The organism is Streptomyces sp. CA-179760 (assembly GCF_050937045.1).
Taxonomy (GTDB): Bacteria; Actinomycetota; Actinomycetes; order Streptomycetales; family Streptomycetaceae; genus Streptomyces.
Map to the genome: position 1 here is coordinate 7370146 of NZ_JBNJLZ010000001.1, position 24917 is coordinate 7395062.

Below are 24917 nucleotides of genomic sequence, written 5' to 3' on the forward strand. Positions count from 1 at the left end.
GACCATCCCGAGCCCGGAGGCGCTCGACTTCACCCCTGGTCACCTGCTGGGCAGCGTCTCCGGCGCACTCGGCCTGCGCGGCGGGCAGCCGGCGGGCTACGCGGGCGACGTCTGGTACCCCCAGCGGGCCCCCGCCGACCACCCCTGGCGCACCATGCCCCACCACGGCATGACCCCCCGCACATCTCCGGCTCCTCCCTCTCCGCCCAAGGCCCGCTATGCGGCCGGCACCCGAGAGATCCTGGAGTCGTTCTTCGCGGGGCGCCCGATCCGCGACGAGTACCTGATCGTCGACGGCGGAGCCCTGGCCGGAACGGGCGCCCACTCCTACTCGGTCACCGAGTGACCGTGGAGGTCACCGCCCGGCTCGCCCCGCTCGGACGCGGCGGCTCAGACGCGGTCGATGTGCACGTTCGTCGACTTCACCCGGGCGGTGGCCTCCATACCGACCTCCAGCCCCAGTTCCTCGACGGCCTCCCGGGTGAGCAGGGAGACAAGCCGGTGCGGCCCTGCCTGGATCTCCACCTGGGCGGCCACGTCACCGAGTTTGATCGCGGTGACGATGCCGGGAAACGCGTTGCGCACGGACGTATGGGAAGTGTCCTCCTCGCCGCTCCCGCCCTTGGCGAGCTCCACGGAGAAGGCGGCCAGGTCCTTCCCGTCGATGAGCCGCTTCCCGCTCTCGTCGCGATGGGTCGCCATCCGTCCCGCGTCCGCCCACCGTCGCGCGGTGTCCGGACTCACGCCGAGCAGCCGGGCTGCCTGGCCGATCGTGTATGACTGCATGAGCGCCAAGATAGGCGTCCGGGTCGGAGCCGGCTCACAGGCCCGTGACCCAGGCGTGGGAACCGTCCCGGGAGCACGGCCTCCATGCCCCGCGGCGCTTGCGCCTCCGAGCAGGTGTCTCCGCGCCTCCCGGCGCGAAGTCCCAGAGAAGTCCCGCAGGTGCCGCCGCGCCCTCTCCGAACCGGCATCAGGTCAGCTCGGAACGGGTGCGGCGGCCCTCACTCCTCAGATGTCCCGGAAGGGACCGGGCGGCTCCGTGACCTGCTGGGCTGAGTGGCTTCCCAGCGGTGCCGGTCAGCGCCGGAACAGCTCCATCATGGAGTGCGAGCGGCGCGTCATGTGGCGCGTAGGTCGGCGGTCGTCTGATGGCCGGTCGAATCGCTGACAGAATCTCTCCAACTGCCGGGAACTCAAGGCCACTTCGCATCGACTCCTGCAACAGAGTCTTTGAGCTCATGAGCTCGTCCCTCACGCAAGGAGCCTCCATGCAGATGAACCGGCCGGCCGCTGCCGCCCTGGCCGCAGCAGCCCTCTGTCTGCTCACGGCGGCATGTGGCGCCTCGTCCGACGGCAAGGCGGCTGCGAACTCGGCCGATGCCGCCGCCGTGACGTCCGGCTACCCGGTCACGCTGGACAACTGCGGCCGGAAGGAGACCTTCGAGAAGGCTCCCGGCCGGGTGGTGGTCATGAACGGCGCCTCGGTGGCCGAGGTCTCCACGCTGCTCGCCCTCGGTCTGGAGGACAAGGTCGTCGCCAACCAGCAGGGCTACGGCATGTCCGAGGTACCGGGCCGGGCCGAGGCCATCAAGAAGCTGCCCACCGGGAACGTCGAAGTCAACGACGCCTACGACATCCCGCGCGAGGCCATGCTCGGCCTGCGCCCCGACTTCGTCCTGTCCGTCACCACGTACGGCTTCGACCAGAAGAACGGCTTCGCCACCCGCGAGCAGCTGAAGCAGGTAGGAGCCAACAGCTACGTCTCCCCGCAGGGTTGTGACGACGACCCCTCCAAGATGACCGTCGACGACAGCTACCGGCTGCTGCGCGACATGGGGAAGATCTTCAACGTCAGTGACAGGGCCGAGAAGCTGATCGCGGCCTCCGAGAAGAGCATCGCGGCGGTCTCGGGGAAGGTGAAGGGCGAGAAGAAGCCGAAGGTCATGGTGCTCTTCTCCAACATGGCCATGGGCGGCAACGACTTCAGCTCGGTCGTGGCCAAGGGCATCATCAACGACATCCTCACCAAGGCCGGCGGCGCCAACGCCTTCGAGAACGCCTCCAAGACCACCTTCGCCGACCTGAGCAAGGAGAAGGTGGCCGCCACGGACGTCGACGCCCTCGTCGTCATCGCCTACAACGACCCCAACCCGGCGGCGTACGCCAAGAAGCTGCTCAAGGAGTTCCCCCAGTGGCCGGCCGCCAAGAACAACACGTACGTGACGCTGTCCGACTCGATGTACCTGGGCCCCAGCAACGACCTGGCCGTGCAGAAGGTTGCCGAGATGCTGCACCCGGACGCCCTCTGACCCGGCTGAAGGTCCCGTTGGCGTTCACGCTGCTGCCACTCGCGCTGGCCGCCACCATGATCGTGGCGATCAGCATCGGCGCGGTGAACGTACCCGTCGGTGACGTGTGGGGGATCGTCCTGCACCACGTCACCGGCGCGGGGCCGGCGCCGGCCGACCCGGCTCTGGACCAGATCGTCTGGAACTTCCGCACCCCGCGCGTGGTCTTGGCCGCCCTGGTCGGCGCGGGCCTGGCCGTGTCGGGGGCGGTGCTGCAGACGGTGGTGTCCAACCCACTGGCCGATCCCATCGTGCTGGGCTTCTCCTACGGCGCCACGCTCGGCGCGGTGCTGGTCATCACGCTGGGCGGCGGCGCGGCGCTGGCCGGGCTCGGGGTGTCGGCGGCGGCCTTCCTCGGCGCGGTCGCCGCCGGCGCGCTGGTCTTCGCGCTCGGACAGCGGCGGGGACGGATGGCTCCGACCCGGTTGGTCCTGGCGGGCGTCGCCATCGGCTACGTCTTCCTCTCCGCCACCAGTTACGTCCAACTCCAGGCGACCCCGACCGAGCTGCGGACGGTGATGTTCTGGATGCTGGGCAGTGTCGCCGGGGCCCAGTGGGACCAGCTGCCCACGGTCACCGCCGTGGTGCTCGCCACGACCGCACTGCTGTCCCTGTTCGGCCGTCGGCTCAACGTGCTGCTGGCCGGTGACGAGTCGGCCACCGCGCTCGGCGTCGACGTCAACCGGCTGCGGGCCGCCCTGCTTGTCCTCAGCGCGCTGCTGACCGGCACGGTCATCGCGGTCGCGGGCAGCATCGGCTTCGTCGGCCTGATGATCCCGCACCTGGTGCGGCTGACCATCGGCGCCGACCATCGCAGACTGCTGCCCCTGACGGCTCTGCTCGGAGCCGTCTACCTGGTCCTCGTCGACCTGCTCTCCCGCACCCTCAACCGCCCCAACGAACTGCCGCTGGGCATCCTCACCGCCCTGCTCGGCGCTCCCTTCTTCCTGTGGCTGCTGCGCCGCAACAAGGGCTTGGACTGAAGCATGAAACTCATCGTCGACCGACTCCACGTCACCCTGGACCGCAACCCGATCCTGCGCGATGTGAGCCTTGAGGCCCGCAAGGGCGACATCGTCGGCCTCGTCGGCCCCAACGGCAGCGGCAAGTCCACCCTGTTGCGCACCGTCTACCGCTCACTCCGCCCGGCGGACGGAGTGGTCCGGGTCGGCGAGGACGACGTGTGGGAACTGACCCCGCGCGCCGCGGCACGCCGTACGGCCGCCGTGCTGCAGGACGCCGGAGGCAACACCACCGGCCTGACCGTCGCCGAGATCGTGGCCCTCGGCCGCGCCCCCCACCACGGTCTGCTCGGCCGTGACGGACCCGAGGACCACGGAGCCGTGTCGCACGCCATCGACCGCTGCGGCGTACGGCCCTTCGCGGACCGCGACTACGCCTCCCTCTCCGGAGGAGAACGCCAACGCGTCCTGCTCGCACGGGCGTTGGCCCAGGGCCCGGAGCTGCTCGTGCTGGACGAGCTCACCAACCACCTCGACATCCGGGCCCGGTTCGAACTCCTGGACCTGATCCGTGCCACCGGCGTCACCACACTCGCCGTGCTGCACGACCTCGACCTCGCAGCCCGCCTCTGCGACCACCTGGTCGTCCTGCGGGACGGAGCCGTGGCGACAGCGGGCCCGGTCCTGGAGGTGCTCACCCCGGGCCTCCTCGCCGACGTCTTCGGCGTCCGTGCGAGCACCGAGCGGCACGCCGACGGCATCGTCCGGATCACCTACGCTGCCCGGCCCCTCGCCAAGGACGGCGACCCGGAGGGCGAAGGCGCCCCCCTCACCGCCGGCGCAGCCGAGGGCTGAACCGGCGTTGAGTCAGCATCAGGCCCTGGAAGCCCGGAAGGGTTCCGGGGCCTCGTACCGGATCCTCGACCGCGTGGACTTGGCCACGTCGGGCCCGCCCTCACCGTTCGAGGACAAGCCGTAGGCGTTCGGTGGGCAGACCGCCGCCCGTGGTTCCTCTCCTCGGCTTTGAACACCGACGCGGTGGTCATGCTGCTCCTTCGCGCTGACGGGCGACCAGGCGCGCGTAGGCGCCGTTCCTGGAGAGGAGTTGGCGGGGCTCGGCCGCCTCGACGACCCGACCGTTGGTCAGGACGACCAGGTGGTCGGCGTCGGCCACGGTGGAGAGCCGGTGGGCGATGACCAGGACCGTACGGCCGGTGCGCAACCGCTCCAGGGCCTCGGTGACCGCGTGTTCGGCGGCGACGTCCACGCTGGAGGTGGCCTCGTCCAGGATGAGCAGTGGTGCGTCGGCGAGCAGGGCGCGGGCGATCGCGAGGCGTTGGCGCTGGCCACCGGAGAGCTGTCTCCCCGCCCTGACCGAGCCCGCCCTCGGCGCCTACACCCGCCGCAACGGCGTCCTGGCCACCGACTTCACCGACGACCACGGCAACCGCCACCTCCTCTTCGCAGCCATGCGCCACGACCCCGACGGCCCGTACTTCTCCCGCACCCTCTTCCTGCCGGACACCGCCCGCGACGGCCGGGGAGAACCGGTGTCCTACCTCGCCGCCGTCCGAGAACGCCTGTGGACTCCCGCCTCACTCACACCGCACATCCGCGAGGCCGGCCTCCAGGTGACCGAGAGCATCCCGGTCGTGCCGCGCGACGATGCGTCGGGGCGGATGGACGCCGAGATCTTGGTGTTGGCAGCCGCGTAGGACACCCGTTCCGGGGCAGGTGGCGCGCACGGGCACGGGGCAGTAGCGGGTGTGTCCTTCAGCCGCGTGGTTCTTCAGGGAGGAACGTCACCTGCGGGGCGCCCGTGCGCGGATGGGTGGCCACTTCCGTCGCCACTCCGTAGACCTCGGCCAGGAGACCGGGGGTGAGTATCTCGGCGGGCGGTCCGGAGGCGGTGACTTCGCCGTCGTGCAGGACGTAGAGGCGGTCGCAGTAGTAGGCGGCCAGGTTGAGATCGTGCAGGGCGAGCAGCACGGTCGCGGGCAGGCGGCGCAGGGTGGTGAGCACGGACAGTTGATGCCGGATGTCGAGGTGGTTGGTGGGTTCGTCGAGGACGAGGAGGGTGGGCTCCTGGGCGAGGGCGCGCGCGATGAGGACGCGCTGGCGTTCGCCGCCGGAGAGCCGGTCGAAAGGACGGTCGGCCAGGTGGACGGCGTCGACCGCCAGGAGCGCGGAGTCGATGAGTTCGGCGTCCTCGGGGGTGTCACCGGCCAGGAGCCGTTTGTGCGGGGTGCGGCCCATGGCGACGACCTCGCGGACGGCGAGGTCGAGGTCGGCTGCCGAGTCCTGGACCACCGCCGCCACGGTGCGGGCCAGTTGCCGCACCGGCAGCGACCAGGCGTCGCCTCCGTCGACCCGGATCTCACCCGCGTCGGGGCGCAGGACGCGGTAGACGGTGCGCAGGAGGCTGGACTTGCCGCTGCCGTTGGGCCCCACGAGCCCGATGGTCTCGCCCGGGCGGGCGGTCAGGGAGACGTCGCGCACCAGGTGGCGGGCTCCGGCGGTGAGCGTGACGCCGTCGACGCTCAGTTCGGTCGCGGTCATGCCACTCCTCGGTCGGTGCCGCGCCGGGCGTCCCGGCGCATCAGCCACAGGAAGAACGGCCCGCCGCACAGGGCCGTGAGTACGCCGACGGGTATCTCCATCGGCGCGGCGATCGTCCGTGCGGCGATGTCGGCCCAGAGGAGGAAGACCGCTCCGCCGAGCGCCGCCGTCGGCAGGACCCGGCGGTGGTCGCCGCCGACGAACAGCCGCACGATGTGGGGCATCATCAGGCCGACGAAGCCGATCGGTCCGGCCGCCGCGACCAGCACGCCCGTGACGAGGGAGAGCAGGACGAACAGCCGGGCGCGGAAGCGGGCCACGTCCAGCCCCATCGTGGTGGCCGCCTCCTCGCCGGCCAGCAGCAGGTTCAGATCGCGGGCCTGCACCATGAGGACGCCGACACCGAGAAGCAGGGCCGTGCTCGGCAGCCACAGCGTGCCCCAGTTGACCCCGCCGAGGCCGCCGAGGGTCCAGGCGAGGACCGCGCGGGTCTCGTTGCCCCGGTCGGTGGTGAGCAACAGCAGATCGAGGACCGCGGTGAGCATCGCGGCGATCGCCACCCCGGAGAGCACGAGACGCGATGAGGTGATGCGTCCGCCGGTGCGGGCCGTGGCGTACACGAGCAGGAGCGCGCCCAGGGCGCCCACGAAGGCGGCCACCGACAGGGAGACGGGACCGAAGAGGGTGACCCCGAACACGATGACGGAGACCGCGCCGAGGGACGCCCCCGAGGAGACGCCGAGCAGGTACGGTTCCGCGAGCGGATTGCGCACCAGGGCCTGTAGGGCGGTGCCGATCACCGCGAGGCCGGCGCCGGTGACCGCACCGAGCAGCACCCGCGGCGCCCGCACGTCCACCACGATGGTCTCCCGGGCCCGGGACCAGTCCGGCTGCTGCCAGTCGGCACCCAGCGCGTGCGTCACGATGCCCCACACCTGGCCGGGTGGCACCTGGACGGAGCCGATCGCAAGTCCCGCCGTGATGGAGGCGCCGAGCAGGGCGGTGAGTACGACCAGCGTGACGGCCAGCCGTGTACGGCCCGCTCCTGGCTCGGTGGTCTTCCGCCGTTGAACCGTCCCCTCGGCGGACGTGCCGGTGGCGGTCTGGGTCACCGGAAGCTCTCGGGGTGCAGTCCGCGGGACAGGTCGTCGACCGCGTAGGCCGAGCGGATTCCCACCAGGGTGGCGGTCAGCGGCAGAACGACGAACCGCTTGTTCCTGACGGCGGGTACGTCGGCGAGCGCGGGCTGGGAGAGCAGGAACTTCTTCTTCTGTTCGACACTTCCGGCGCCCGCGTAGTCGTAGATGGCGATGACTTCCGGTCTGCGCTCGACGACCTGCTCCCAGGAGACATCGCCGAAGACGTCGTCGAGGTCGGCGAAGATGTTCTCGCCGCCGGCCAGCCGGATCAGTTCGGTGCCCAGGCTCTTGCCGCCCGCGGTGAAGGCGGTCTTGTCGCCGCTGTCGTACACGAAGACGGGCACCTCGGGCTCGCCTTCGACCTTGCCGGCGGCCTTGCCGACGTGGTCCTCGAGATCGGCGACCAGCTTGTCGGCCCGGTCCGAGACACCGAAGATCTTGCCGATGGTGCGGACCTCGTCGTAGGTGTCCTTCATCGTCACCTTCTTCTTGCCGCAGTACTCACGGTTGAGGTAAGTGTCGATGCCCGCGTCGGCGAAGGCTGTGCGGGAGCGGCCCTCCTTCTCGGCGAAGGCGCTGCCGTAGCCGCCGTAGACGAGTTCGGGTTCGGCGTCCAGGACCTTCTCGAACGACGGTTCCTTCTCCGCCAGTTCGGGGATCGCCTCGTAGTCCTTCTTCAGCTCGGGCAGGACGGCGGAGTCGGGGAAGGCCGTGCCGACCATGCGGTCCTTCAGACCGAGGGCGAGCATGAGTTCCGCCGGGTGCTGGTGGATGGTGACCACGCGTGACGGCGGCTTGTCGTACGTCGTCTTCACGCCGCAGTTGTCGATGGTGACCGGGAAACCCGCGGGCACGGCTGCGGTGGCCTTCGTGTCTCCGGCGCTCTCGTCGGTCGCACCGCAGCCGGTGGTCAGCAGCACCGACGACAGGGCCACGGCAGCGGCCGTGGCACGAAGGAACCCGCGCGTGCGGGCAGGGGTGAACAGTTGGGACACGTGAAGCCTCCTGGAGTCCGCGCTCCTCGGATCGGGCCCGCGACGGACCAGTGTCCTGACTCCCGGATCGACGCTTCCTCCGCCTTCCCGCGCGGTGCGCAGTGGCGTGTCGGAGGGGCGCTCCCCGGTCACAGTGGCGGGACCGTGCCGGATTCGCACCGGCTTCCTGTCTCCCGTCGCGGCGATGACCAGGTGATCCTACGATTCCCCGAGTCGACGGCAAAGGGCGCGCGGACCCCGGCCGCACGCCCCGCGCCTCCCTCACGCTTCGCGGACGGCCCGGAGGACGAGTCGCTCGGCATTCTCGTCGTAAGGGCGCCCATCGAATCCGCCGAAGACCTGCACGCGGCCGAACCCCGCCTCCTCGGCCATCCGCCGCAGCTCCACGGCGCTGTACACGAACCACGTCAACGTGGCCCGCGTCACCCGCTCGCCCCGGACCAGCACCCACTCGCTGCACAGCCGCGCCCACTCGTCCAGCACGGTGTCGGTCTGCACCATCACGTCGTCGCCCCGTCGCACCACCTTGGGCGGGGTGACCCTGCGGGCCAGGAGCTCCTTCCCCGCGAGGTCCAGGAGGAGCGTTCCGCCGGGAGCCAGGCAGGTGTACATGGTGCGCAGCACGCGCGCGTTGTCGGCGGGGTCCTCGAAGTACCCGAACGAGGTGAACATGTTGAGGACGACATCGAACCCGCCCGCTGCCTCGTACTCGCGTGCGTCGGCCCGCACGTACGTCACCTCGACACCGGCGTCGGCCGACCGCTTGCGTGCCCGGTCCAGCATGGCCGGGCTCAGGTCCACTCCGGTCACGCGGTGACCGCGGCGGGCGAGCGGCACGGTGAACACCCCGGGCCCGCAGCACAGGTCCAGCACGCGTGATCCCTCGGGGAAGGCCAGCAGGTGAGAGGTGTCCAGCAGTTCCTCGGCCTGCTCATGGCGCTGTTCGGAGAAGAGGAAGTCGTGGAACTCGGTCCAGAAGTCATCGTCCTGGAATCCGCCCGTCCGTGTCATCGCGCGTCAGTGCTCCTTCATGGTCGCCGTCGGGGACAGGGCGCCGCGCCGTGCGACGGCGCAGCGTGAGCAGCAGAGGGGGAAGCAGCAAGCACTGGGCGGCTGCCAGCAGCCAGAACCAGCCGGTGTGTCCCGCCCGTTCGCCGAAGTCGTACAACTGCCCGCCCAGCACGCCGCTCGCGCAGGCCCCCAGGCCCGCGGCCATCCGCTGTTGACCGAAAACAACGGCGTCGGAGCGGGGGCTGCGGCGCAGTGCCTCCAGGTCGTTCTTCAGGAACAGCACGATGTCGCCCAGGGTGATCAGTGCCCCGCCCGCCAGCAGCGCCGCCCGGGTACCGGCCGCCAGCACGGCCATGCCCGCCGCCAGGCCCACGAACCCGACCGCGAGGGCGAGGGCGTACGGCATGCGCCGGATCAGACCGGACGCGAGCGGCTGTACGACGATGACCAGCGTGAAGCAGAGCAGCAGCACCACGCTGTAGAACGCGCTGGAGGCGCGCTCCACGGCGTACACCGCCAGGAAGTGCTGGAAGTGGAAGTAGAGGTAGAAGGCCAGCGCGTTGGCGGCGAACGGCAGGAGTGCCATCCCGGCCAGGAGACCCGAGGGGGCCGTTTCGCGCGAATCGGTACGTTCCCCGTCTGTTGTGGGCAGCCGCGCGTGTCCCGCACTGACCGCGAGGAACAGGGCCGTTACCGCCGCGAACAACCAGCCGGGCGACGAAAGAACGAACGGCCCGGCGATCAGTGGGCCGACGGCCATCCCCGCGTTGAGTGCCGCGTTGCCCGCCGACAGGAACGCCGGGCGGCGCTCGTCGTCGACTCCGTGCACCAGGTATGCCTTGTTCGCGGGCAGGTAGAGCGCGGCACCACAGCACGTGAGGACCAGCGCCCAGATGGCGAGGGGCGGCCAGCGCAGGGCCAGCAGGAGCCCGGCGAAACCGGCGGTGCGTACGACGAGTGCCCACAGCATCGTGCGGCGCAGCCCGATCCGGTCCGCGAGGGCCCCGCCGACGATGCCGCCGGAGAACTGCACGAGCGATGCCACGGCCAGGACGACGCCGACCGTGCCGAGCCCCATCCCGAGCCGTTCGTGCAGGAACACCGACATGAACGGCAGGACCATGAAGCTGCCGAGCGGAATTACGAACGAGCTGAGCAGGAGGAACCGCAGCGGGCCGGTGAGCGGGAACAGCGAGGCCCGCAGACCGGGTTCAGGGGTGGTGCGCTCACCCACCGGGCGCCTCCCGGCCGGCCGGGTCGGGGAGCGGGTCGGTGAGCACACGCAGGGCGCCCGCGGCGGCCACCGCGCGGTGGGTGGCGAGTTCGGCGGTCTCCGCCTCGGCGTACACGATGCCCGCGTAGCCACGACTGTCGCTCAGGTGCTCGATGCGGTCGCCGGACTGCTTGACCGGATACCAGGCGGGCGTTCCCGGCATGCCGGCGAACCGGTCGAGCCCGGCGACGCCGGCAAACAGGCCGGGTGCGGCCGGATAGCCGAGGACGAAGGCGACGGCCGGGCCACCGGGCAGGTCCGCGTCCATGAGGCGGGGGCGGCGGCCGAGTGCGGCCTCGATCATCGCCTCGTACACGTTGACGCCGAGTGCGCGGCACATGCCCTCCCCGACCAGCGCGCCCCCGATGCGGGGATTGACCTCCACCACCTCCGGGCCGTCGGCGGTCAGCACGAACTCCACGTGTGCGAACCGGTCGGTGTAGTCGATGGCGGCGAGTACTCGATCGAGCCAACGCTCCAGCGATGTCCGCTGCGGGTCAGGGAAGGCGACGGGGAAGGCGGTGATCTCCTCCCGGAAGTGCGGCTCCGGTGACATGAGCCGGCTGGAGACGCCCAGCAGCCGGGTGCGACCGGCCCAGGTGAGCGTCTCGGCGCTGTACACCGGGCCGCTGAAGTAGGGCTCGGCGAACAACCGTCCCTTCAGGTCCCGGCCGACCGCCTCGGCCAGCGCCGCGTCGAGTTCGCCCTCGTCACGGACCAGCCAAACGTTCTGGCTCCCGGTGCCCGCCGTGTCCTTGAGTACGAGTGGCAGTTCCACCTCCTTGAGCAGCAGCCCGCGTGCCTCGCGGTCCGGGCCTGCGCTTTCGACGGCCCTTCCGCGTGTGAGACCCGCGTCGTGGAGCCGGTTGCGTACGGCGGCCTTGTCCCGGGTCAGCCGCAGGACGGCTGGATCGAGTCCGGGCAGGCCGAGGCGATCGGTGAGGGCGGCGCCGGCCAGGGTCCAGGTGTCGGTGGAACTGATCAGCCCGTGCAGCCCCGGGGTGCTCCGCAGCAGAGCGGCGACCCGCTCCACGTCGAAGGTGTCGGTCACCACGACGTCGAGGGCGTCGGCGGGCAGTCTGTCCAGTTCGTAGGCGTAGTAGCCGGGGTCTCGGGTCAGGAGCAACAGGCGCTCGTCGAGCAGGTCGGCGGCGCGGACCAGATTTCCGAGGCCGAAGGTGAGTGACTCCAGGCAGGCCACGGTCATGCGGCACTCTCCTTCCAGTCTGCCGGGCAGGGAGTGCGCTGCCACGTCATCCTCGACCACGGCATGGTCATCTCCTGCGGACCGCGGACCTCGACGGGCTTCAGCGCGGCCGGATCCAGGGCCTCGGAGTGCCGACCGAACACACGCTCCACATAGCGGTGTCCGGTGTCGGCCCCTATCACCACGTGCAGTCGGTCGGGGTGGCGGCGGGCCTCGTACGTCGCCGTCAGGTAGCCGGCACCGGTGGACAGTCCGGCGAACACGGCGTGCTCGCGCAGCAGGGCGACAGCGCCGGACATGGCGTGGGTGAAGTCCAGCCAGTGCACGGTGTCGTAGAGATGGTGGCGGACGTTGTCGAAGACGATCGACGAGCCGATGCCGGCGATGATCGCTTCGGGATCGTGATGGTCCTGGCTGCCGAAGGTGACGCTGCCGAAGGGCTGGACGCCGACCAGACGCACGGAGGGGTCCCTGGTGCGCAGGCGTTCCACGATGCCGCCGGTCGAGGCTCCGGAACCCACCCCGCCGACGACGGTCAGCTGTGTGGCCGGGAACTCCGCCGCGATCCGGTCGGCGACCTCGTGGTAACCGAGGAAGTGGACGTCGTCGTGGTACTGGCGCATCCAGTGGTGGCCGGGGCGCTCGGCGAGTATCTCGCGCACCCTTCGCACCCGGAGTTCCTGGTCGAGCTTCAGGTTCCGCGACGGTCTGACCTGTTCCACCGTGCTGCCGAGGATCTCCAGCTGGGCGAGGGTGATGGCGTCGACGGTGGTGGACGCGACGATGTGGCACCGCATGCCGTACCGGTGGCAGGCCAGTGCGAGGGCGTAGGCGTAGATCCCGCTGGAGCTGTCGATCAGCGTCTGGCCCGGACGGACCGTGCCCCGTTCCAGCAGACGGCGGACGGCGGCCAGGGCCGAGTAGATCTTCATCGACTCGAACCGCAGCAGGACCAGGCCATCGGTGAGCCGGACGAGGTCCGGGACTTTCAGGGCGTCGGCGATGTGGGGGTGGATCACCCGTAGCCTCCTTGGGCGAAGGTGCACTGGTGGCCGAGCGAGTGGAAGAACGCGGACAGTTCGGACTTGACCTCGGCCCGCGGGCGCGAGGCGAAGAGATAGCCGACCAGGCACCCGGTGTGGGCGACGAAGACGCCGTCGGCGCCGAACCGCTCACGATGGTGTCGCAGGCTGCCGAAGGTCGCCTTGGGCAGCACCTCCTGGGACAACGCGGCGCTGATTGTGGCGGCACGGGCGACAGCAGCCGGGTCGCCCGAGTCGAAGCCCTTGACCAGATCGGTCAGGCACCGCTGGTACTCCTCGCCGCGACGCCGGTAGTGGTCCAGCAGCAGGGGAGTGACGGCGGCGGTGTCCACCGTGCCGGGTTCCGTGACGAAGGCAGTGTGGAAGCCGACGTCCGGGCCCAGTCGCCGCACTACCCGGTGCCGGCCGCTGAGATACAGGGCGAACTCGTCGAGGAAGACACTGTCGGCGCGCTCGATGTCAGCCAGGATGCCGAGGACCACGTCGGTGTCGTACGGCAGGGAGAAGACGCGGAACAGGCAGCGCAACGTCGCCACGATGTCCGCTGTGGAACTGGCCATACCCACGCCCACCGGCAGTTCGGAGTGGGTGCGCCAGTCGCCCGGCGGCAAGGCGAGGCCGTAGTGGTCCAGGAAGAGCCGGGCCGCTTCCACCGACTTCTCCCCGAGCGGCGGCGCATGCGGTGGATGACCGGCAGCCGCGCTCGGAGTGAAGTACACCCAGGAGTGGCGGTCCACGGGAAAGGACACCACCGCGATCTCAGGTTCGGTGCCTGGTCGCAACGGGCCCTGGTACAGCTCGCCCAGCGTGCCGTGGCATACACCCGACACGGTGCGGCCCGACGGATGGTGCTCCTGGCGGGGGCGCATGCCTGGCCTTGGCATCGCCGGCCCCGGCCTGCCGGTTCGCGCGTCGGCCCAGGGGCGGCGTAACCGAAGAGAACCGACTGGGTGGTGACGCACACATCCCTCCTCCGTCCCGGTCCTTGAACATCGACAGGGAAGGAGGCGCGGCCACACGCACGATGTACGACCGCCCACAACCGCCGACCCAGTCCACGAGGTCACGTGCACAGCCCGCGTGGGACGCGGGCACAGTGGCAGGTCTTCGGACTCGCGGGCACGTCCGCCGAAAGGGCGGACCCCTACTGGCCGTCTCTTCCCCGGCCCCGACGCGGGCCCAGTGACATGACGGCTTTCGTTCCCACTCACCGCTGCGGGACAGCCCCGGATTCGCACCGGGTTCCCTCTTGCGTCGCGCTACCGGGCGTCCGGACGGACGGGAGGCGCGAACCGACTGCGTGCATCAGCGTAGAGGCGCTCGTACCCCCGCGACAGGGGGCCTTCGACGGTTGTCCTGAATGTGCGGGCGAGTCAGAACCAGGAGGGCCCCGCCCACTCGTCGCGGCGACTCTGGCCGGATCCACCCTCGGTGATCACCGCGCCCTCGGCCAGACTTGTTGCCTCACGCAACATGGGCACCGTCCCTGCGGTGCCCTCGGTGCCCGGGAGGCCCTGATGCTGTCAGATGCCAGGTCGGACGAAGACGGGGCAGCGGCCCCGCCCGGACGGCAACGGCCTCCCGGTGACCGCGTCGCGCTGCGCGGCGACCTGCGATCCGCTCTGCCCGACGCCACCGCGGCGGCGGTGGTCACCGCGCTTGTCTTCGCGTTCCTTTACGCGCGCATGGAATCAGGTGCTTCGGACACCGTCGCGGTCATGCCCTTCATGGACGACCCCCGCACCTACTGGATGTACCTGCTCAGCCAGGCGTTCGGCTGGTCGGGGCTGCTGTGGGCCTGGGGCACGGTCGTGCTCGGTCTGCTGCTGTCGGGACCGCGCCCCACCCGGCTGCCGGTCTCCCGAAACGTACTGGAACGCTGGCACCGCACCACGAGCCTGACGACGATGGCGCTGATGTTCGCGCACGCGCTGATGTTCGCGGCCGAACTCGTGCGCTATGAAACGAAGCTGGCGTGGGCGGAACGTCTGTGGGTGGGCTTCGCGGACACCTTCGTGCCGGGCTGGTACGACTCCGGCACCGGCAAGATCGCCATCCCGCTCGGACAGGGTGCCCTGTACCTGGCGATTCCGCTGGGCCTGTTGTTCTACGTCCGGCACCGCATCGGAGCGAACGCCTGGCGACGGCTGCACCGTTTCGTGATCGTCGTGTATGTGCTGAGCGTGTGGCACTCGCTGCTGTACGGAACCAACGTCTGGTACGGGGAGTGGCCGCGCACCCTGCTGTGGCTGCTGCAACTGCCGGTAGCGCTGTTGCTGTTGCTCCGTCTGCTGAGACCGGCTCGGCGGGTCGAACGACTGGGATCCCCGGGCGGGCGCGGGGGCACGGCCCGGCCGGGGTGGTGGATGCGCATGGCGGGACGGGTCGTTGTCGGAGCCGTCGTCGTCGGACTTGTCCTCGTGGTGGTGTCGGGCCGTGACGGCGGACGCGACCGCCCGACCCATCCGCCCGCGACGGCCCCCACGCCCAGGAGACGGACTGACGGCCGGAACCGGACGGGCGGGAGGTGCCCTGGGATGGGATGATGGCCGGCGACAAGGCGACGGCGGAACGAGGAAGCCGGTGTGAATCCGGAGCGGTCCCGCCACTGTGATCGGCGAGCGAGTCCCGACAGGCCACTGCCCGGCAGCGGGTGGGAAGGCCGGGACGAGCATCGACCCGAGAGCCAGGAGACTCACGCGGTCGCCTCCTCGACGGACCACCGGGGCGGATCTCCCCGGAGAGAGGGACGGCACCGCATGCCCGCAACGCCGACCGGACGAACGACCGACGGCCCCAGGACCGCAACGGCGGCCGGCCCCGTGCCGTGCCGCATAGTCGTGTGCCGCGACTGCTGCTGCGGCACCCCGAAGGTGACCGGCATCGACCACGCGGCCCAGACGGCACGTCTGCGCGCCCAGGTGCCCGTACGGGTGTCCGCCTGCCTGGACGTCTGCGACCAGGCCAACGTCATCGTCGTCCAGCCCTCCGCGAAAGGCCGGGCCGCCGGCGCCCGGCCCGTCTGGCTGGGGCTGGTCAACGACCCGGACGCAACCGAGGACATCGCCGCCTGGGCGCGCGCCGGCGGACCGGGCGTCGCACCCCAGCCGGACATTCTCGACCTGTACACCTTCAGGCCACCGCGACGGCGTACGGCCTCCTGACGGTCTGGACGGAGAGCCGGAGAGAGGGCAGGAAGCGTGCGTGACGCCCGTGTTCAGCCGCGTCCGTCACCGCAGCCCTCACCAACAGGAAAGTAGGGGCCGGAGCTTCCAGTATTCGGATCGCGGTCCACTACGGGAGGACGGAGGATTCCGGTGCGTGTGCGTTCGGCGGCCATTCCGCACAGGGCATCAGCACATGTCGTGGCCCACACCGGCCGCCGATCTCGACCTGCAGCGGTTGCTGGTGCACCCTCCCCCCCGTCAGGGGCCGGGGAGGGAGGCGGGTCCTCCCTCCCCGGCCCTGCCGGGGCCTGGTCTCAGGATGCCGGGAGCTCCTCACGGACGGTGCGGGCGGCGGCGACCAGGTTCTCCAGGGAGGCCCGGGTCTCGGGCCAGCCGCGGGTCTTCAGACCGCAGTCCGGGTTGACCCACAGTCGCTCGGCCGGGATGGCCTTCAGCCCGGTGCGCAGCAGTGCGGCGGCCTCCTCGGTGCTCGGCACCCGCGGTGAGTGGATGTCGTAGACACCCGGGCCGGCCTCGCGCGGATAGCCGTGGGCTGCCAGCTCACGGGCTACCTGCATGTGGGAGCGTGCGGCCTCCAGGCTGATGACGTCGGCGTCGAGGTCGTCGATGGCCTGGACGATGTCGCCGAACTCGGCGTAGCACATGTGCGTGTGGATCTGCGTGTCCGGACGCACACCGGCGGTCGTGACCCGGAAGGCCTCCGTCGCCCATGCCAGATAGCCCGCGCGGTCGGCGGCCCGCAGGGGCAGCGTCTCGCGCAGGGCGGGCTCGTCGACCTGGATGACCGACGTCCCGGCCGCCTCCAGATCGGCCACCTCGTGGCGCAGGGCGAGGGCGACCTGGCGGGCGGTGTCGCCGAGGGGCTGGTCGTCGCGGACGAAGGACCAGGCGAGCATGGTGACCGGGCCGGTGAGCATGCCCTTGACCGGGCGGTGCGTGAGGGACTGGGCGTAGGTCGTCCAGCGGACAGTCATCGGCTCGGGGCGGGAGATGTCGCCGGCCAGGATCGGCGGGCGGACGTAGCGGGTGCCGTAGGACTGGACCCAGCCGTGCTGGGTGGCGAGGTAGCCGGTGAGCTGTTCGGCGAAGTACTGGACCATGTCGTTGCGTTCGGGCTCACCGTGCACCAGGACGTCCAGGCCGCTCTTCTCCTGGAAGGAGATCACTTCCTGGATCTCGGCCTTGATGCGCTCTTCGTAGCCGTCGGTGTCGATACGGCCCGCTCGCAGGTCGGCTCGGGCGGTGCGCAGCTCGCCGGTCTGCGGGAAGGAGCCGATCGTGGTGGTCGGCAGCAGCGGCAGTCCGAGGTGGGCGCGCTGGGCCGTGGCGCGTTCGGCGTACGGCTGGGAGCGGCGGGCGTCGGCCTCGGTGACGGCGGCGGCCCGGGCCCGTACGCCGGGGTCGTGCGTGATCGGCGAGCCGGCGCGGGAAGCGAGGTCGGCCCGGTTCGCGGCGAGTTCGGCGGTGATCGCGTCGGTGCCCTCGGCGATGCCGCGAGCGAGGGTGACGACCTCGGCGGTCTTCTGCCGGGCGAAGGCGAGCCAGCGCAGGAGCTGCGGCTCGATGTCCCGCTCCGCACCGGTGTCGAGTGGCACGTGGAGCAGAGAGCAGGAGGCCGAGACGTCGACTCGGTCGGCCAGGCCGAGCAGGGTGCCGAGGGTGGCCAGTGAGGCCGACAGTTCGTTGATCCAAATGTTGCGGCCGTTGACGACACCGGCGACCAGCCGCTTCCCCGGCAGCCCGCCGACGGAGGCGAGGGAGTCCAGGTTGGCGGCGGCGGCCTCGGTGAAGTCCAGGGCCAGTCCTTCGACGGGGGCCTTCGCCAGCACCGGCAGGGCGTCGCCGAGCCGGTCGAAGTACGAGGCGACCAGCAGCTTCGGCCGGTCGGTGAGGGCGCCGAGGTCCCGGTAGGCGCGCTCGGCGGCGTTCAGCTCGGCCGGGGTCCGGTCCTGGACCAGGGCGGGCTCGTCGAGCTGGACCCACTCGGCGCCGGCCGCGCGCAGGTCGGCGAGGACCTCGGCGTACACGGGCAGCAGCCGGTCCAGCAGGGTGAGCGGCTCGAAGTCGGCGGGCACGCCCGGGGCGGGCTTGGCGAGCAGGAGGTAGGTGACCGGGCCGACGAGCACGGGCCGGGCGGTCAGGCCCAGGGCGAGGGCCTCCTTCAGCTCAGCGATCTGCTTGGTGGAGTCGGCGGTGAACACCGTGTCCGGGCCGAGTTCGGGCACCAGGTAGTGGTAGTTGGTGTCGAACCACTTGGTCATCTCCAGCGGCGCGATGTCCTGGGTGCCGCGGGCCATGGCGAAGTAGCCGTCCAGCGCGTCGGCGGCGACGGCGTCGCGGTGGCGGTCGGGGGTCGCGCCGACCATGACGGTGGTGTCGAGGACGTGGTCGTAGTACGAGAAGTCACCCGTGGGGACCTCGTCGATGCCGGCGTCGGCGAGCTGCCGCCAGTTCGAGGCGCGCAGGCCGGCGGCGGTGGACCGGAGGGCGTCGGCGGTGACGCGGCCCTTCCAGTAGCCCTCGATGGCCTTCTTGAGTTCCCGGTTCTGTCCCTGGCGGGGGTAGCCGTACACGGTGGCCCGTGCTGCCGCGGCTGCGGGCTTGCTGGTCACGGAGATCTCCTTCGCGAGATGAATCCCTGGGATCCCGGAGACGGGACGAGAACGCGAAGGGTGACGGAACCGGGCGGAAACGACTCTCGCGCGGCACGGCGCGGTCTTCCGCCTGGTATGTACGCCGACCCGCCCTCGAGGTCACCGGAATATCCGTGTGCGAATGGTTCGCGCACGGGCAACGGGCAGGTCTTCGGACTCGCGGGCACATCCTCCGGTCTCCCGGCGGACACCTACTGGCCGTCGCTTCCCAGACCCGGTATCTCGGTCCCAGTGCGTATGACGGCGGTCGTTCCCGCTCACCGCTGCGGGGCAGTCCCGGATTCCCACCGGGTTCCCTCTTACGACGCTCCCGCCTGGCGGACGGGGCGAACCAGCTGCACCGGACAGCCTACGGGGTGGATACGTCTGAGGTCAGTGGTGCGTCCAGCATCCGGAAGGTGGTCCGGGACACCAAGGCCCGGAAACGCCACAGGGCGGGAAGCGGCAGTCGCGCTCCCCGCCCTTTCCCCTGTGACGCCGCCCGGGACCCTCACCCCGGTGGCGCTGCGGGACCCTCGGCCCGCGTCGTACCAGGCCCTCAGTCCTGGTCGTAGGTGTGGAACCCGCGGCCGGTCTTCCGGCCGAGAAGTCCAGCCTCCACCATGCGCCGGAGCAGCGGCGGCGGCGCGTACAGCGGTTCGCGGAACTCGACGTACAGGGACTCCGCGATCGAGGCGACGGTGTCGAGTCCGATCAGGTCGGCGAGCCTCAACGGGCCCATGGGGTGGGCACAGCCGAGCTCCATACCCGTGTCGATGTCGGCGGCGCCGGCGAAGCCCGACTCGGCCATCCGGATCGCGGACAACAGGTAGGGGATGAGCAGGGCGTTGACGACGAAGCCTGCCCGGTCCTGGGAGCGGATGACGGTCTTGCCGAGTGTGCGGGTCGCGAAGCCCTCGACGGCTGCGGTCGTCGTGCCGGACGTGTGCAGGGAGGTCACGACCTCCACCAGCGGCAGCACGGGCACGGGGTTGAAGAAGTGCAGGCCCACGACCCGGTCGGCCCTGCTGGTCGCCATACCGAGGCGCATGACGGGGAGGGAGGAGGTGTTGGTCGCCAGGACGGCGGCGGGGTCCTCGACGATCTTGTCGAGCGCGGCGAAGACCTCGGTCTTGGCGTCGGGGTTCTCGACGACGGCCTCGACGACGAGCTGCCGGTCGGCCAGAGCTTCCAGGCTGCCGGTGAAGACGAGCCGGGCGAGGGCGTCACCGGCGGCTCCCGGCGTCAGCTTGCCCCGTCGTACCGCCCCGTCGAGTGATGCCGCGACCCGGTCCCGGGCGGCGCGGGCGGCGACCGTGTCGGCCTCGCACACCACGGTGTCGAGGCCGGCCCGCGCGCACACCTCCGCGATGCCCGCGCCCATCTGGCCGCCACCGACCACCCCCACGCGTACGATGCTGTCGCTCATGCCCTGGTCTCCGTCCGCTGAACGAGGTGGCGCGTGTACGCCCCCGGGGTGAAGAACAGCGGCAACTCGCCGGTCAGCGCGGTCCGTTCGAAGAGGGCGCGGATCTCGTCGACGGGAGCCCAGGGGTACTCGGCGCCGAGTGCGGCGATCTCGTCGTCGAGGAGGCGCTGGACCGATTCCCGGTCGATGACCCGGTGCCGGAGCCACTGCCAGATCTGTACCCGGGCGATCTCCGCGGTGGCCGCGTCCTCCATCAGGCCTTCCAGGGCGACCGCGCCCCGCCCGCGCAGCCAGGCGGCGAAGTAGCGCAGCGCGACGGCGATGTTGGTGCGCAGGCCCTCCTGGGTCGGAGGACCGCTGATACGGCGCACCGAGAGCAGCTCGGCCGCCGTCACCTCCACGTCGTCCCGCGAGCGGTCGAGCTGGTGCGGCCGGTCGCCGAGGGCGGCGTCGAACGCCTCGCGGCAGACCGGGACCAGCCCGGGGTGGGCGACCCAGGAGCCGTCGAAGCCGTCCTCAGCCTCCCGCTCCTTGTCCAGCCGGACGGTGGCGAGCACGGCCTCGTTGGCGGCCGGGTCCTTGCTCGGCACCTGGGCGGCCATGCCCCCGATGGCGTGGGCGCCGCGCTTGTGGCAGGTGCGGACGAGGAGTTCGGTGTAGGCCCGCATGAAGGGGCGGTCATGGTGACCTTGGCCCGGTCGGGCAGCAGGAAGTCCGTGCGGTGGCCGAAGGTCTTGATCAGGCTGAAGAGGTAGTCCCAACGACCGGCGTTCAACCCGGCGCTGTGCTCACGCAGTTCGTGGAGGATCTCCTCCATTTCGAAGGCCGCGGTGATCGTCTCGATGAGGACGGTGGCCCGGATCGTGCCGCGGGGGACGCCGAGGAAGTCCTGGGCCATGACGAAGACGTCGTTCCAGAGGCGGGCCTCGTAGCGGTTCTCCAGCTTCGGCAGGTAGAAATACGGGCCGTACCCGGCTTCGATCTGGCGCTGTGCGCAGTGGAAGAAGTACAAGCCGAAGTCGACGAGCGCGGCGGGCACGGGCCGGCCGTCGAACTCCAGGTGCTCCTCATCCAGGTGCCAGCCGCGCGGGCGGACCACGATGGTGGCGAGCTGATCGCCGAGCCGGTACTCCTTGCCCTCCGGCGTCGTGAAGTCGATGCGCCGCTCGATGGCGTCGAGCAGGTTGAGCTGCCCGCCGACGATGTTGTCCCATGTGGGAGAGGTGGCGTCCTCGAAATCGGCCAGCCAGACCTGGGCGCCGGAGTTGAGCGCGTTGACGGTCGTGCGACGGTCCGGCGGGCCCGTGATCTCCACACGGCGGTCGGCCAGGCCGGGGGCCGGCGGGGCGACGCGCCAGGCCGGGTCGGCGCGGACGGCGGAGGTGACCATGGGGAAGTCGAGCGGGGAGCCGGATGCCAGCCGCAGAACCTGTCTGCGGCGCTCCTTCAGAAGGTCCAGACGTCGCTTCGAGAAGACTGCGGCCAGATGGCCGACGAACTCGAGGGCGGCGGGCGTGAGGACCTCGTCGTGCCGGTGGCCGGCGGGGGCGAGGACGCGGGCATGGTGGGTCACTGCGGTGGTGGGCATCGGGCTCTCCTGAGGGACGGAGCGAGGGTGGGAGCGGGAGGGCGGACGGGGACGGTTCGCCCGGGCACGGGCGGCCCAGGCGGACCGGGTGGAGTCGACTGCGGTGGGGCCGCGTCCCAATGGGGCGCGGGGAACCGGGCGACCAGCCACGACGGCGCCACGGACGAAGAACCGCCCCGTCACGGCACATCCGGCGGAGCGCCTAGTGGAACTGCTCCTCCTCCGTCGAGCCGGACAGCGCGGTGGTGGAAGAGGCGGGGTTGATCGCCGTGGAGACCAGGTCGAAGTAGCCGGTGCCGACCTCGCGCTGGTGCTTGACGGCGGTGAAGCCGTGCGCCTGCGCGGCGAACTCCTTCTCCTGGAGGTCGACGTAGGCGGTCATGCCGTGCTCGGCGTAGCCGCGGGCGAGGTCGAACATGCCGTGGTTGAGGGAGTGGAAGCCGGCCAGGGTGATGAACTGGAACTTGTAGCCCATCGCGCCCAGTTCGCGCTGGAACTTGGCGATCTGGTCGTCGTCCAGGGCGGCCTTCCAGTTGAAGGACGGCGAGCAGTTGTACGCCAGCATCTGGTCCGGGTACCGGGAGTGGATCGCCTCGGCGAACTCGCGGGCCTGGGCCAGGTCCGGGGTGCCGGTCTCGACCCAGATGAGGTCGGCGTAGGGGGCGTAGGCCAGGCCGCGGGCGATGACCGGCGCCATGCCGCCTCGCACCCGGTAGAAGCCCTCCGCCGTGCGCTCGCCCGTCACGAACTCGGCGTCGCGCTCGTCGACGTCGCTGGTGAGCAGGTTCGCGGCGAGCGCGTCGGTGCGAGCGATGATCACCGTGGGCGTGTCGGCGAGGTCGGCGGCGAGCCGGGCCGCGTTCAGGGTGCGGATGTGCTGGGAGGTCGGGACGAGGACCTTGCCGCCGAGGTGACCGCACTTCTTCTCGGAGGCGAGCTGGTCCTCGTAGTGGATGCCGGCCGCGCCGGCCGTGATCATCGCTTTGGTCAGCTCGAAGGCGTTGAGCGGGCCGCCGAACCCGGCCTCCGCGTCGGCGACGATCGGGGCGAGCCAGTCGGTCGTGTCGCCGGCGTCCTCGGCGGTGGCGATCTGGTCGGCGCGCAGCAGCGCGTTGTTGATCCGGCGCACCACCTGGGGAACGGAGTTGGCCGGGTACAGGCTCTGGTCGGGGTAGGTGTGGCCGGCCTGGTTGGCGTCGGCCGCGACCTGCCAGCCGGAGAGGTAGATCGCCTGGAGCCCGGCCTTGACCTGCTGCACGGCCTGGCCGCCGGTGAGGGCACCGAGGGCGTGGACGTAGTCCCGCTCGTGCAGCTGGCGCCACAGCCGCTCGGCGCCGCGCCGGGCCAGGGTCTGCTCCTCCCGGACACTGCCGGACAGGCGCACCACGTCCTCGGCGGTGTAGGTGCGCTCGATGCCCCGCCACCGGGGATCGGTGGCCCAGCGCCTCGCGAGTTCCTCGGCTGCCTGTGTCCTCGCCTCTGCCATGACTGTCACCGTCTCCTCGGTCTGTTGCGTCTGCCAATCCCGGACCGGCGAGGGTCGGGGTGGCACTGCGTGTCTTGCTGGGATGCGGCCCGCCGCAGCCCCGGGGGGCGAAGGTGAGCAATGCTGCCGACTGGGGAAGCCGCCACGAGCCGGGATCTCCGACGTCAGGGCAGTGAATCGTGCCCCGGTTGTGGGCGCTTTCTGTCGGTTCCGGCGGGCCGCACTATGACTCTGACACTGGCACTGAGTGCCATCAACCTTGGATGCCTGCCAAGTTCTGCGAATCTTCGGGCCGCCTTTTGCCAATCTTGCGAAGGGCGCAACCGGCTCTCGGTCGCATACGCTGCCCGGAGTCCCGTCCCGGACACGGAGGAGTGCAGGGGTGAGCAAGACCTACGCGGGTGCGCGGCTGCGCCGGCTTCGTGAGGAGCGCCGGATGAGCCAGGCCGAACTCGCACGCGTCCTGGGCATCTCCCCGAGCTATCTGAACCAGATGGAGCACGACTCCCGCCCGCTCACCGTGCCCGTGCTGCTCCGCCTGACCGAGGCCTTCGGTGTCGATGCCACGTTCTTCTCGGAGCGGGACACGACCCGCCTGGTGGCCGACCTGCGCGAGGCGCTGACCGGGGAGATCGCCGAGTCGCGGGTGTCGCCGTCGGATCTCGCCGAACTGGCCTCACGGATGCCCGCGGTCGCCCAGGTCCTCCTCGACCTGGGCCGCCGCAACCAGCTCCTGTCCGAGCGGCTCGCGGGGGTGGCCGACGGCCGGGAGGGCGGCCGGGGCGCGGCGCTCTCGCCCCACGAGGAGATCCGGGACTTCTTCTACCGCCGCCAGAACTACCTCCACGACACCGACCTCGCCGCCGAGCATCTGGCCGAGGAGGCCGGCATCCGGCCGGGCGAGGTCGTCAGCGCGCTCACGACGAGACTGAACGACACCCATGGCGTCCGCCTGGCGACCGGGACCGGCGACCACTTGCACCACTACGACGAACCGACCCGCACCCTCCACCTGTCCGCTCGGCTGCGCCCCGGACAGCGCGCCTTCCGTCTGGCGACCCAACTGGCCCTGCTGGAATACGCGGACGAACTGGACCGGCAGGCCGCCGAGGACTTCACGCTCGGCTCGCCCGCCCACACCCTGGCCCGCATCGGCATCGCGAACTACTTCGCCGCCGCGCTGATCCTGCCCTACCGGTCGTTCCACGCGGCGGCCGAAGAGGTCCGCTACGACATCGAGCGGCTCACCGACCGCTACGGCCTCGGCTACGAGACCGTCTGCCATCGCCTGAGCACGCTGCAGCGCCCACGCCTGCGCGGGGTCCCCTTCTCCTTCGTCCGGGTCGACCGCGCCGGCAACATGTCCAAACGCCAGTCCGCGACCGGCTTTCACTTCTCCCGTGCAGGCGGCACCTGCCCCCTGTGGAACATCTACGAGGCGTTCGCGGCGCCCGGCCGCATCCATGTCCAGGTCGCCGAAATGCCGGACGGACAGCGCTACCTGTGGACCGCCCGCGCCGTCACCCGACACCGCGGCGGCTGGGGCGAGACCGGCAAGACCTACGCCATCGGCCTCGGCTGCGAAGCCCGTCACGCCCACCGCCTCGTCTACTCCGACGGCCTCGACCTCGCCAACGCCTCCGCCGCCACCCCCATCGGTATGGGTTGCCGGGTCTGCGAACGCCTGGACTGCCCGCAGCGCGCGGCGCCTCCGCTGGGCCGCCCCCTCGCCGTCGACGAACACAGCAGCACCTTCGTGCCGTATCCGGTGGCGGCCCCTCGCCTGAGGTGTGATGCGGGTCACTTGCGCGCTCCGGAACTCGGCCCCTCACAGGGCCGACTCCTGAGTCATGCGGAAACTGGTGCCGCCGCCTGCGCTCTGCGGCTTCCTCCTGATGCTGGTGCTGATGTTCGTGGCGTCGTACGCCGTAGGTGCCGCCGCCGGCCCGGTGGCTCCCGGCATGCACGGGACGGACCGGAGCCCGAGCGGAAGCAATTCGGGCGGGGGTACGGACGACATGGGGAACATGGGCGGCATGCACGGGGGCGGGCA

General features: G+C 70.9%; 19 protein-coding genes, 3 pseudogenes and 4 riboswitches. Of the genes and pseudogenes, 8 read left to right on the forward strand and 14 right to left on the reverse strand.

Annotated elements, in window-relative coordinates; genetic code table 11:
- Nucleotides 1-73 precede the first annotated feature (73 nt).
- Nucleotides 74-346, forward strand: a pseudogene (locus ACQEV8_RS33590) (NAD-dependent formate dehydrogenase); the annotation flags it as partial.
- 44 nt (nucleotides 347-390) lie between these two features.
- Here the strand turns inward: ACQEV8_RS33590 and ACQEV8_RS33595 are convergent.
- A complete protein-coding gene (locus ACQEV8_RS33595; RefSeq protein ID WP_432967787.1) occupies nucleotides 391-786 on the reverse strand; it encodes a TOBE domain-containing protein in 396 nt (131 codons plus the stop codon).
- 485 nt (nucleotides 787-1271) lie between these two features.
- Between ACQEV8_RS33595 and ACQEV8_RS33600 the strand changes: the two genes are divergently transcribed.
- Genes ACQEV8_RS33600 through ACQEV8_RS33610 form a run of 3 tightly spaced genes read left to right on the forward strand, consistent with a single transcriptional unit; the run spans nucleotide 1272 to nucleotide 4168 of the window.
- Entirely contained in the window at nucleotides 1272-2312 is a 1041-nt protein-coding gene (locus ACQEV8_RS33600) for an ABC transporter substrate-binding protein (protein WP_432967790.1), read from the forward strand.
- A gap of 56 nt (nucleotides 2313-2368) precedes the next feature.
- Entirely contained in the window at nucleotides 2369-3334 is a 966-nt protein-coding gene (locus ACQEV8_RS33605; protein ID WP_432973181.1) for a FecCD family ABC transporter permease, read from the forward strand.
- A 3-nt stretch (nucleotides 3335-3337) separates the two neighbouring features.
- Nucleotides 3338-4168 carry an ABC transporter ATP-binding protein gene (locus tag ACQEV8_RS33610; protein WP_432967793.1) on the forward strand — a complete coding sequence of 277 codons (831 nt, stop codon included), beginning with the start codon at nucleotides 3338-3340 and terminating at the stop codon, nucleotides 4166-4168.
- A gap of 187 nt (nucleotides 4169-4355) precedes the next feature.
- On the opposite strand, the gene ACQEV8_RS33615 is transcribed toward ACQEV8_RS33610, so the two are convergent.
- Nucleotides 4356-4640: a hypothetical protein gene (locus ACQEV8_RS33615; protein WP_432973184.1), complete on the reverse strand. Its 285-nt coding sequence runs from the start codon at nucleotides 4638-4640 to the stop codon at nucleotides 4356-4358.
- On the opposite strand from ACQEV8_RS33615, the gene ACQEV8_RS33620 reads away from it, so the two are divergent.
- Nucleotides 4603-5028: a hypothetical protein gene (locus ACQEV8_RS33620; RefSeq protein ID WP_432967796.1), complete on the forward strand. Its 426-nt coding sequence runs from the start codon at nucleotides 4603-4605 to the stop codon at nucleotides 5026-5028. The genes ACQEV8_RS33615 and ACQEV8_RS33620 overlap by 38 nt on opposite strands.
- Before the next feature lie 58 nt (nucleotides 5029-5086).
- Here the strand turns inward: ACQEV8_RS33620 and ACQEV8_RS33625 are convergent, their stop codons facing one another.
- From ACQEV8_RS33625 to ACQEV8_RS33660, 8 genes are all read right to left on the reverse strand, one after another.
- Nucleotides 5087-5872, reverse strand: coding sequence for an ABC transporter ATP-binding protein (locus ACQEV8_RS33625; RefSeq protein ID WP_432967799.1), 786 nt, complete (start codon nucleotides 5870-5872; stop codon nucleotides 5087-5089).
- A complete protein-coding gene (locus tag ACQEV8_RS33630; RefSeq protein ID WP_432967802.1) occupies nucleotides 5869-6984 on the reverse strand; it encodes a FecCD family ABC transporter permease in 1116 nt (371 codons plus the stop codon). The genes ACQEV8_RS33625 and ACQEV8_RS33630 overlap by 4 nt, the downstream gene beginning before the upstream one ends.
- The gene (locus tag ACQEV8_RS33635) at nucleotides 6981-8006 is read right to left on the reverse strand and encodes an ABC transporter substrate-binding protein (RefSeq protein ID WP_432967805.1); all 1026 of its coding nucleotides are present in this window, start codon (nucleotides 8004-8006) and stop codon (nucleotides 6981-6983) included. Before ACQEV8_RS33635 ends, ACQEV8_RS33630 begins: the two co-directional genes overlap by 4 nt.
- A 28-nt stretch (nucleotides 8007-8034) precedes the next feature.
- A riboswitch (cobalamin riboswitch) is annotated at nucleotides 8035-8212 on the reverse strand.
- A gap of 55 nt (nucleotides 8213-8267) precedes the next feature.
- Complete coding sequence (locus tag ACQEV8_RS33640) at nucleotides 8268-9017, reverse strand: class I SAM-dependent methyltransferase (protein ID WP_432967808.1); 750 nt, start codon at nucleotides 9015-9017, stop codon at nucleotides 8268-8270.
- A complete protein-coding gene (locus tag ACQEV8_RS33645; protein ID WP_432967811.1) occupies nucleotides 8986-10251 on the reverse strand; it encodes an MDR family MFS transporter in 1266 nt (421 codons plus the stop codon). The genes ACQEV8_RS33640 and ACQEV8_RS33645 overlap by 32 nt, the downstream gene beginning before the upstream one ends.
- Nucleotides 10244-11497 (reverse strand): ATP-grasp domain-containing protein, encoded by a 1254-nt coding sequence (locus ACQEV8_RS33650; RefSeq protein WP_432967814.1) that lies wholly within the window; start codon nucleotides 11495-11497, stop codon nucleotides 10244-10246. The genes ACQEV8_RS33645 and ACQEV8_RS33650 overlap by 8 nt, the downstream gene beginning before the upstream one ends.
- Nucleotides 11494-12516: a cysteine synthase family protein gene (locus ACQEV8_RS33655; protein ID WP_432967817.1), complete on the reverse strand. Its 1023-nt coding sequence runs from the start codon at nucleotides 12514-12516 to the stop codon at nucleotides 11494-11496. The genes ACQEV8_RS33650 and ACQEV8_RS33655 overlap by 4 nt, the downstream gene beginning before the upstream one ends.
- On the reverse strand, nucleotides 12513-13409 hold the full coding sequence (locus ACQEV8_RS33660) for a hypothetical protein (RefSeq protein WP_432967820.1): 897 nt from the start codon (nucleotides 13407-13409) through the stop codon (nucleotides 12513-12515). The genes ACQEV8_RS33655 and ACQEV8_RS33660 overlap by 4 nt, the downstream gene beginning before the upstream one ends.
- Before the next feature lie 213 nt (nucleotides 13410-13622).
- Nucleotides 13623-13852: riboswitch (cobalamin riboswitch) on the reverse strand.
- A 205-nt stretch (nucleotides 13853-14057) separates the two neighbouring features.
- Between ACQEV8_RS33660 and ACQEV8_RS33665 the strand changes: the two genes are divergently transcribed.
- Together ACQEV8_RS33665 and ACQEV8_RS33670 are read left to right on the forward strand one after the other, a co-directional pair.
- Complete coding sequence (locus ACQEV8_RS33665; RefSeq protein WP_432967823.1) at nucleotides 14058-15086, forward strand: ferric reductase-like transmembrane domain-containing protein; 1029 nt, start codon at nucleotides 14058-14060, stop codon at nucleotides 15084-15086.
- A riboswitch (cobalamin riboswitch) is annotated at nucleotides 15069-15257 on the forward strand. It overlaps the preceding gene by 18 nt.
- A 42-nt stretch (nucleotides 15258-15299) precedes the next feature.
- A complete protein-coding gene (locus ACQEV8_RS33670; RefSeq protein ID WP_432967826.1) occupies nucleotides 15300-15704 on the forward strand; it encodes a (2Fe-2S) ferredoxin domain-containing protein in 405 nt (134 codons plus the stop codon).
- A 317-nt stretch (nucleotides 15705-16021) separates the two neighbouring features.
- Here the strand turns inward: ACQEV8_RS33670 and metE are convergent, their stop codons facing one another.
- The 4 genes and pseudogenes from metE to aceA form a co-directional block, all read right to left on the reverse strand.
- Nucleotides 16022-18340: a 5-methyltetrahydropteroyltriglutamate--homocysteine S-methyltransferase gene (gene metE, locus ACQEV8_RS33675; RefSeq protein WP_432967827.1), complete on the reverse strand. Its 2319-nt coding sequence runs from the start codon at nucleotides 18338-18340 to the stop codon at nucleotides 16022-16024.
- Nucleotides 18341-18507: 167 nt separating this feature from the next.
- A riboswitch (cobalamin riboswitch) is annotated at nucleotides 18508-18733 on the reverse strand.
- A gap of 187 nt (nucleotides 18734-18920) precedes the next feature.
- On the reverse strand, nucleotides 18921-19790 hold the full coding sequence (locus ACQEV8_RS33680) for a 3-hydroxybutyryl-CoA dehydrogenase (protein ID WP_432967830.1): 870 nt from the start codon (nucleotides 19788-19790) through the stop codon (nucleotides 18921-18923).
- Nucleotides 19787-21378 (reverse strand): annotated as a pseudogene (gene aceB, locus ACQEV8_RS33685) (malate synthase A). Before aceB ends, ACQEV8_RS33680 begins: the two are co-directional and overlap by 4 nt.
- A gap of 202 nt (nucleotides 21379-21580) precedes the next feature.
- Entirely contained in the window at nucleotides 21581-22864 is a 1284-nt protein-coding gene (aceA, locus tag ACQEV8_RS33690) for an isocitrate lyase (protein WP_432967833.1), read from the reverse strand.
- Between the two features lie 382 nt (nucleotides 22865-23246).
- Between aceA and ACQEV8_RS33695 the strand changes: the two are divergent.
- Nucleotides 23247-24644 (forward strand): annotated as a pseudogene (locus ACQEV8_RS33695) (short-chain fatty acyl-CoA regulator family protein); the annotation flags it as partial.
- Between the last annotated feature and the right edge of the window lie 273 nt (nucleotides 24645-24917).

Excerpts from the sequence above, each read along its gene's own strand:
- ACQEV8_RS33595 (WP_432967787.1), bottom strand. The coding sequence starts at position 786 with ATGCAGTCATACACGATCGGCCAGGCAGCCCGGCTGCTCGGCGTGAGT.
- ACQEV8_RS33600 (WP_432967790.1), top strand. The coding sequence starts at position 1,272 with ATGCAGATGAACCGGCCGGCCGCTGCCGCCCTGGCCGCAGCAGCCCTC.
- ACQEV8_RS33605 (WP_432973181.1), top strand. The coding sequence starts at position 2,369 with ATGATCGTGGCGATCAGCATCGGCGCGGTGAACGTACCCGTCGGTGAC.
- ACQEV8_RS33610 (WP_432967793.1), top strand. The coding sequence starts at position 3,338 with ATGAAACTCATCGTCGACCGACTCCACGTCACCCTGGACCGCAACCCG.
- ACQEV8_RS33620 (WP_432967796.1), top strand. The coding sequence starts at position 4,603 with ATGAGCAGTGGTGCGTCGGCGAGCAGGGCGCGGGCGATCGCGAGGCGT.
- ACQEV8_RS33625 (WP_432967799.1), bottom strand. The coding sequence starts at position 5,872 with ATGACCGCGACCGAACTGAGCGTCGACGGCGTCACGCTCACCGCCGGA.
- ACQEV8_RS33640 (WP_432967808.1), bottom strand. The coding sequence starts at position 9,017 with ATGACACGGACGGGCGGATTCCAGGACGATGACTTCTGGACCGAGTTC.
- ACQEV8_RS33650 (WP_432967814.1), bottom strand. The coding sequence starts at position 11,497 with ATGACCGTGGCCTGCCTGGAGTCACTCACCTTCGGCCTCGGAAATCTG.
- ACQEV8_RS33660 (WP_432967820.1), bottom strand. The coding sequence starts at position 13,409 with ATGCGCCCCCGCCAGGAGCACCATCCGTCGGGCCGCACCGTGTCGGGT.
- ACQEV8_RS33665 (WP_432967823.1), top strand. The coding sequence starts at position 14,058 with ATGCTGTCAGATGCCAGGTCGGACGAAGACGGGGCAGCGGCCCCGCCC.
- ACQEV8_RS33670 (WP_432967826.1), top strand. The coding sequence starts at position 15,300 with ATGCCCGCAACGCCGACCGGACGAACGACCGACGGCCCCAGGACCGCA.
- ACQEV8_RS33680 (WP_432967830.1), bottom strand. The coding sequence starts at position 19,790 with ATGAGCGACAGCATCGTACGCGTGGGGGTGGTCGGTGGCGGCCAGATG.
- aceA (WP_432967833.1), bottom strand. The coding sequence starts at position 22,864 with ATGGCAGAGGCGAGGACACAGGCAGCCGAGGAACTCGCGAGGCGCTGG.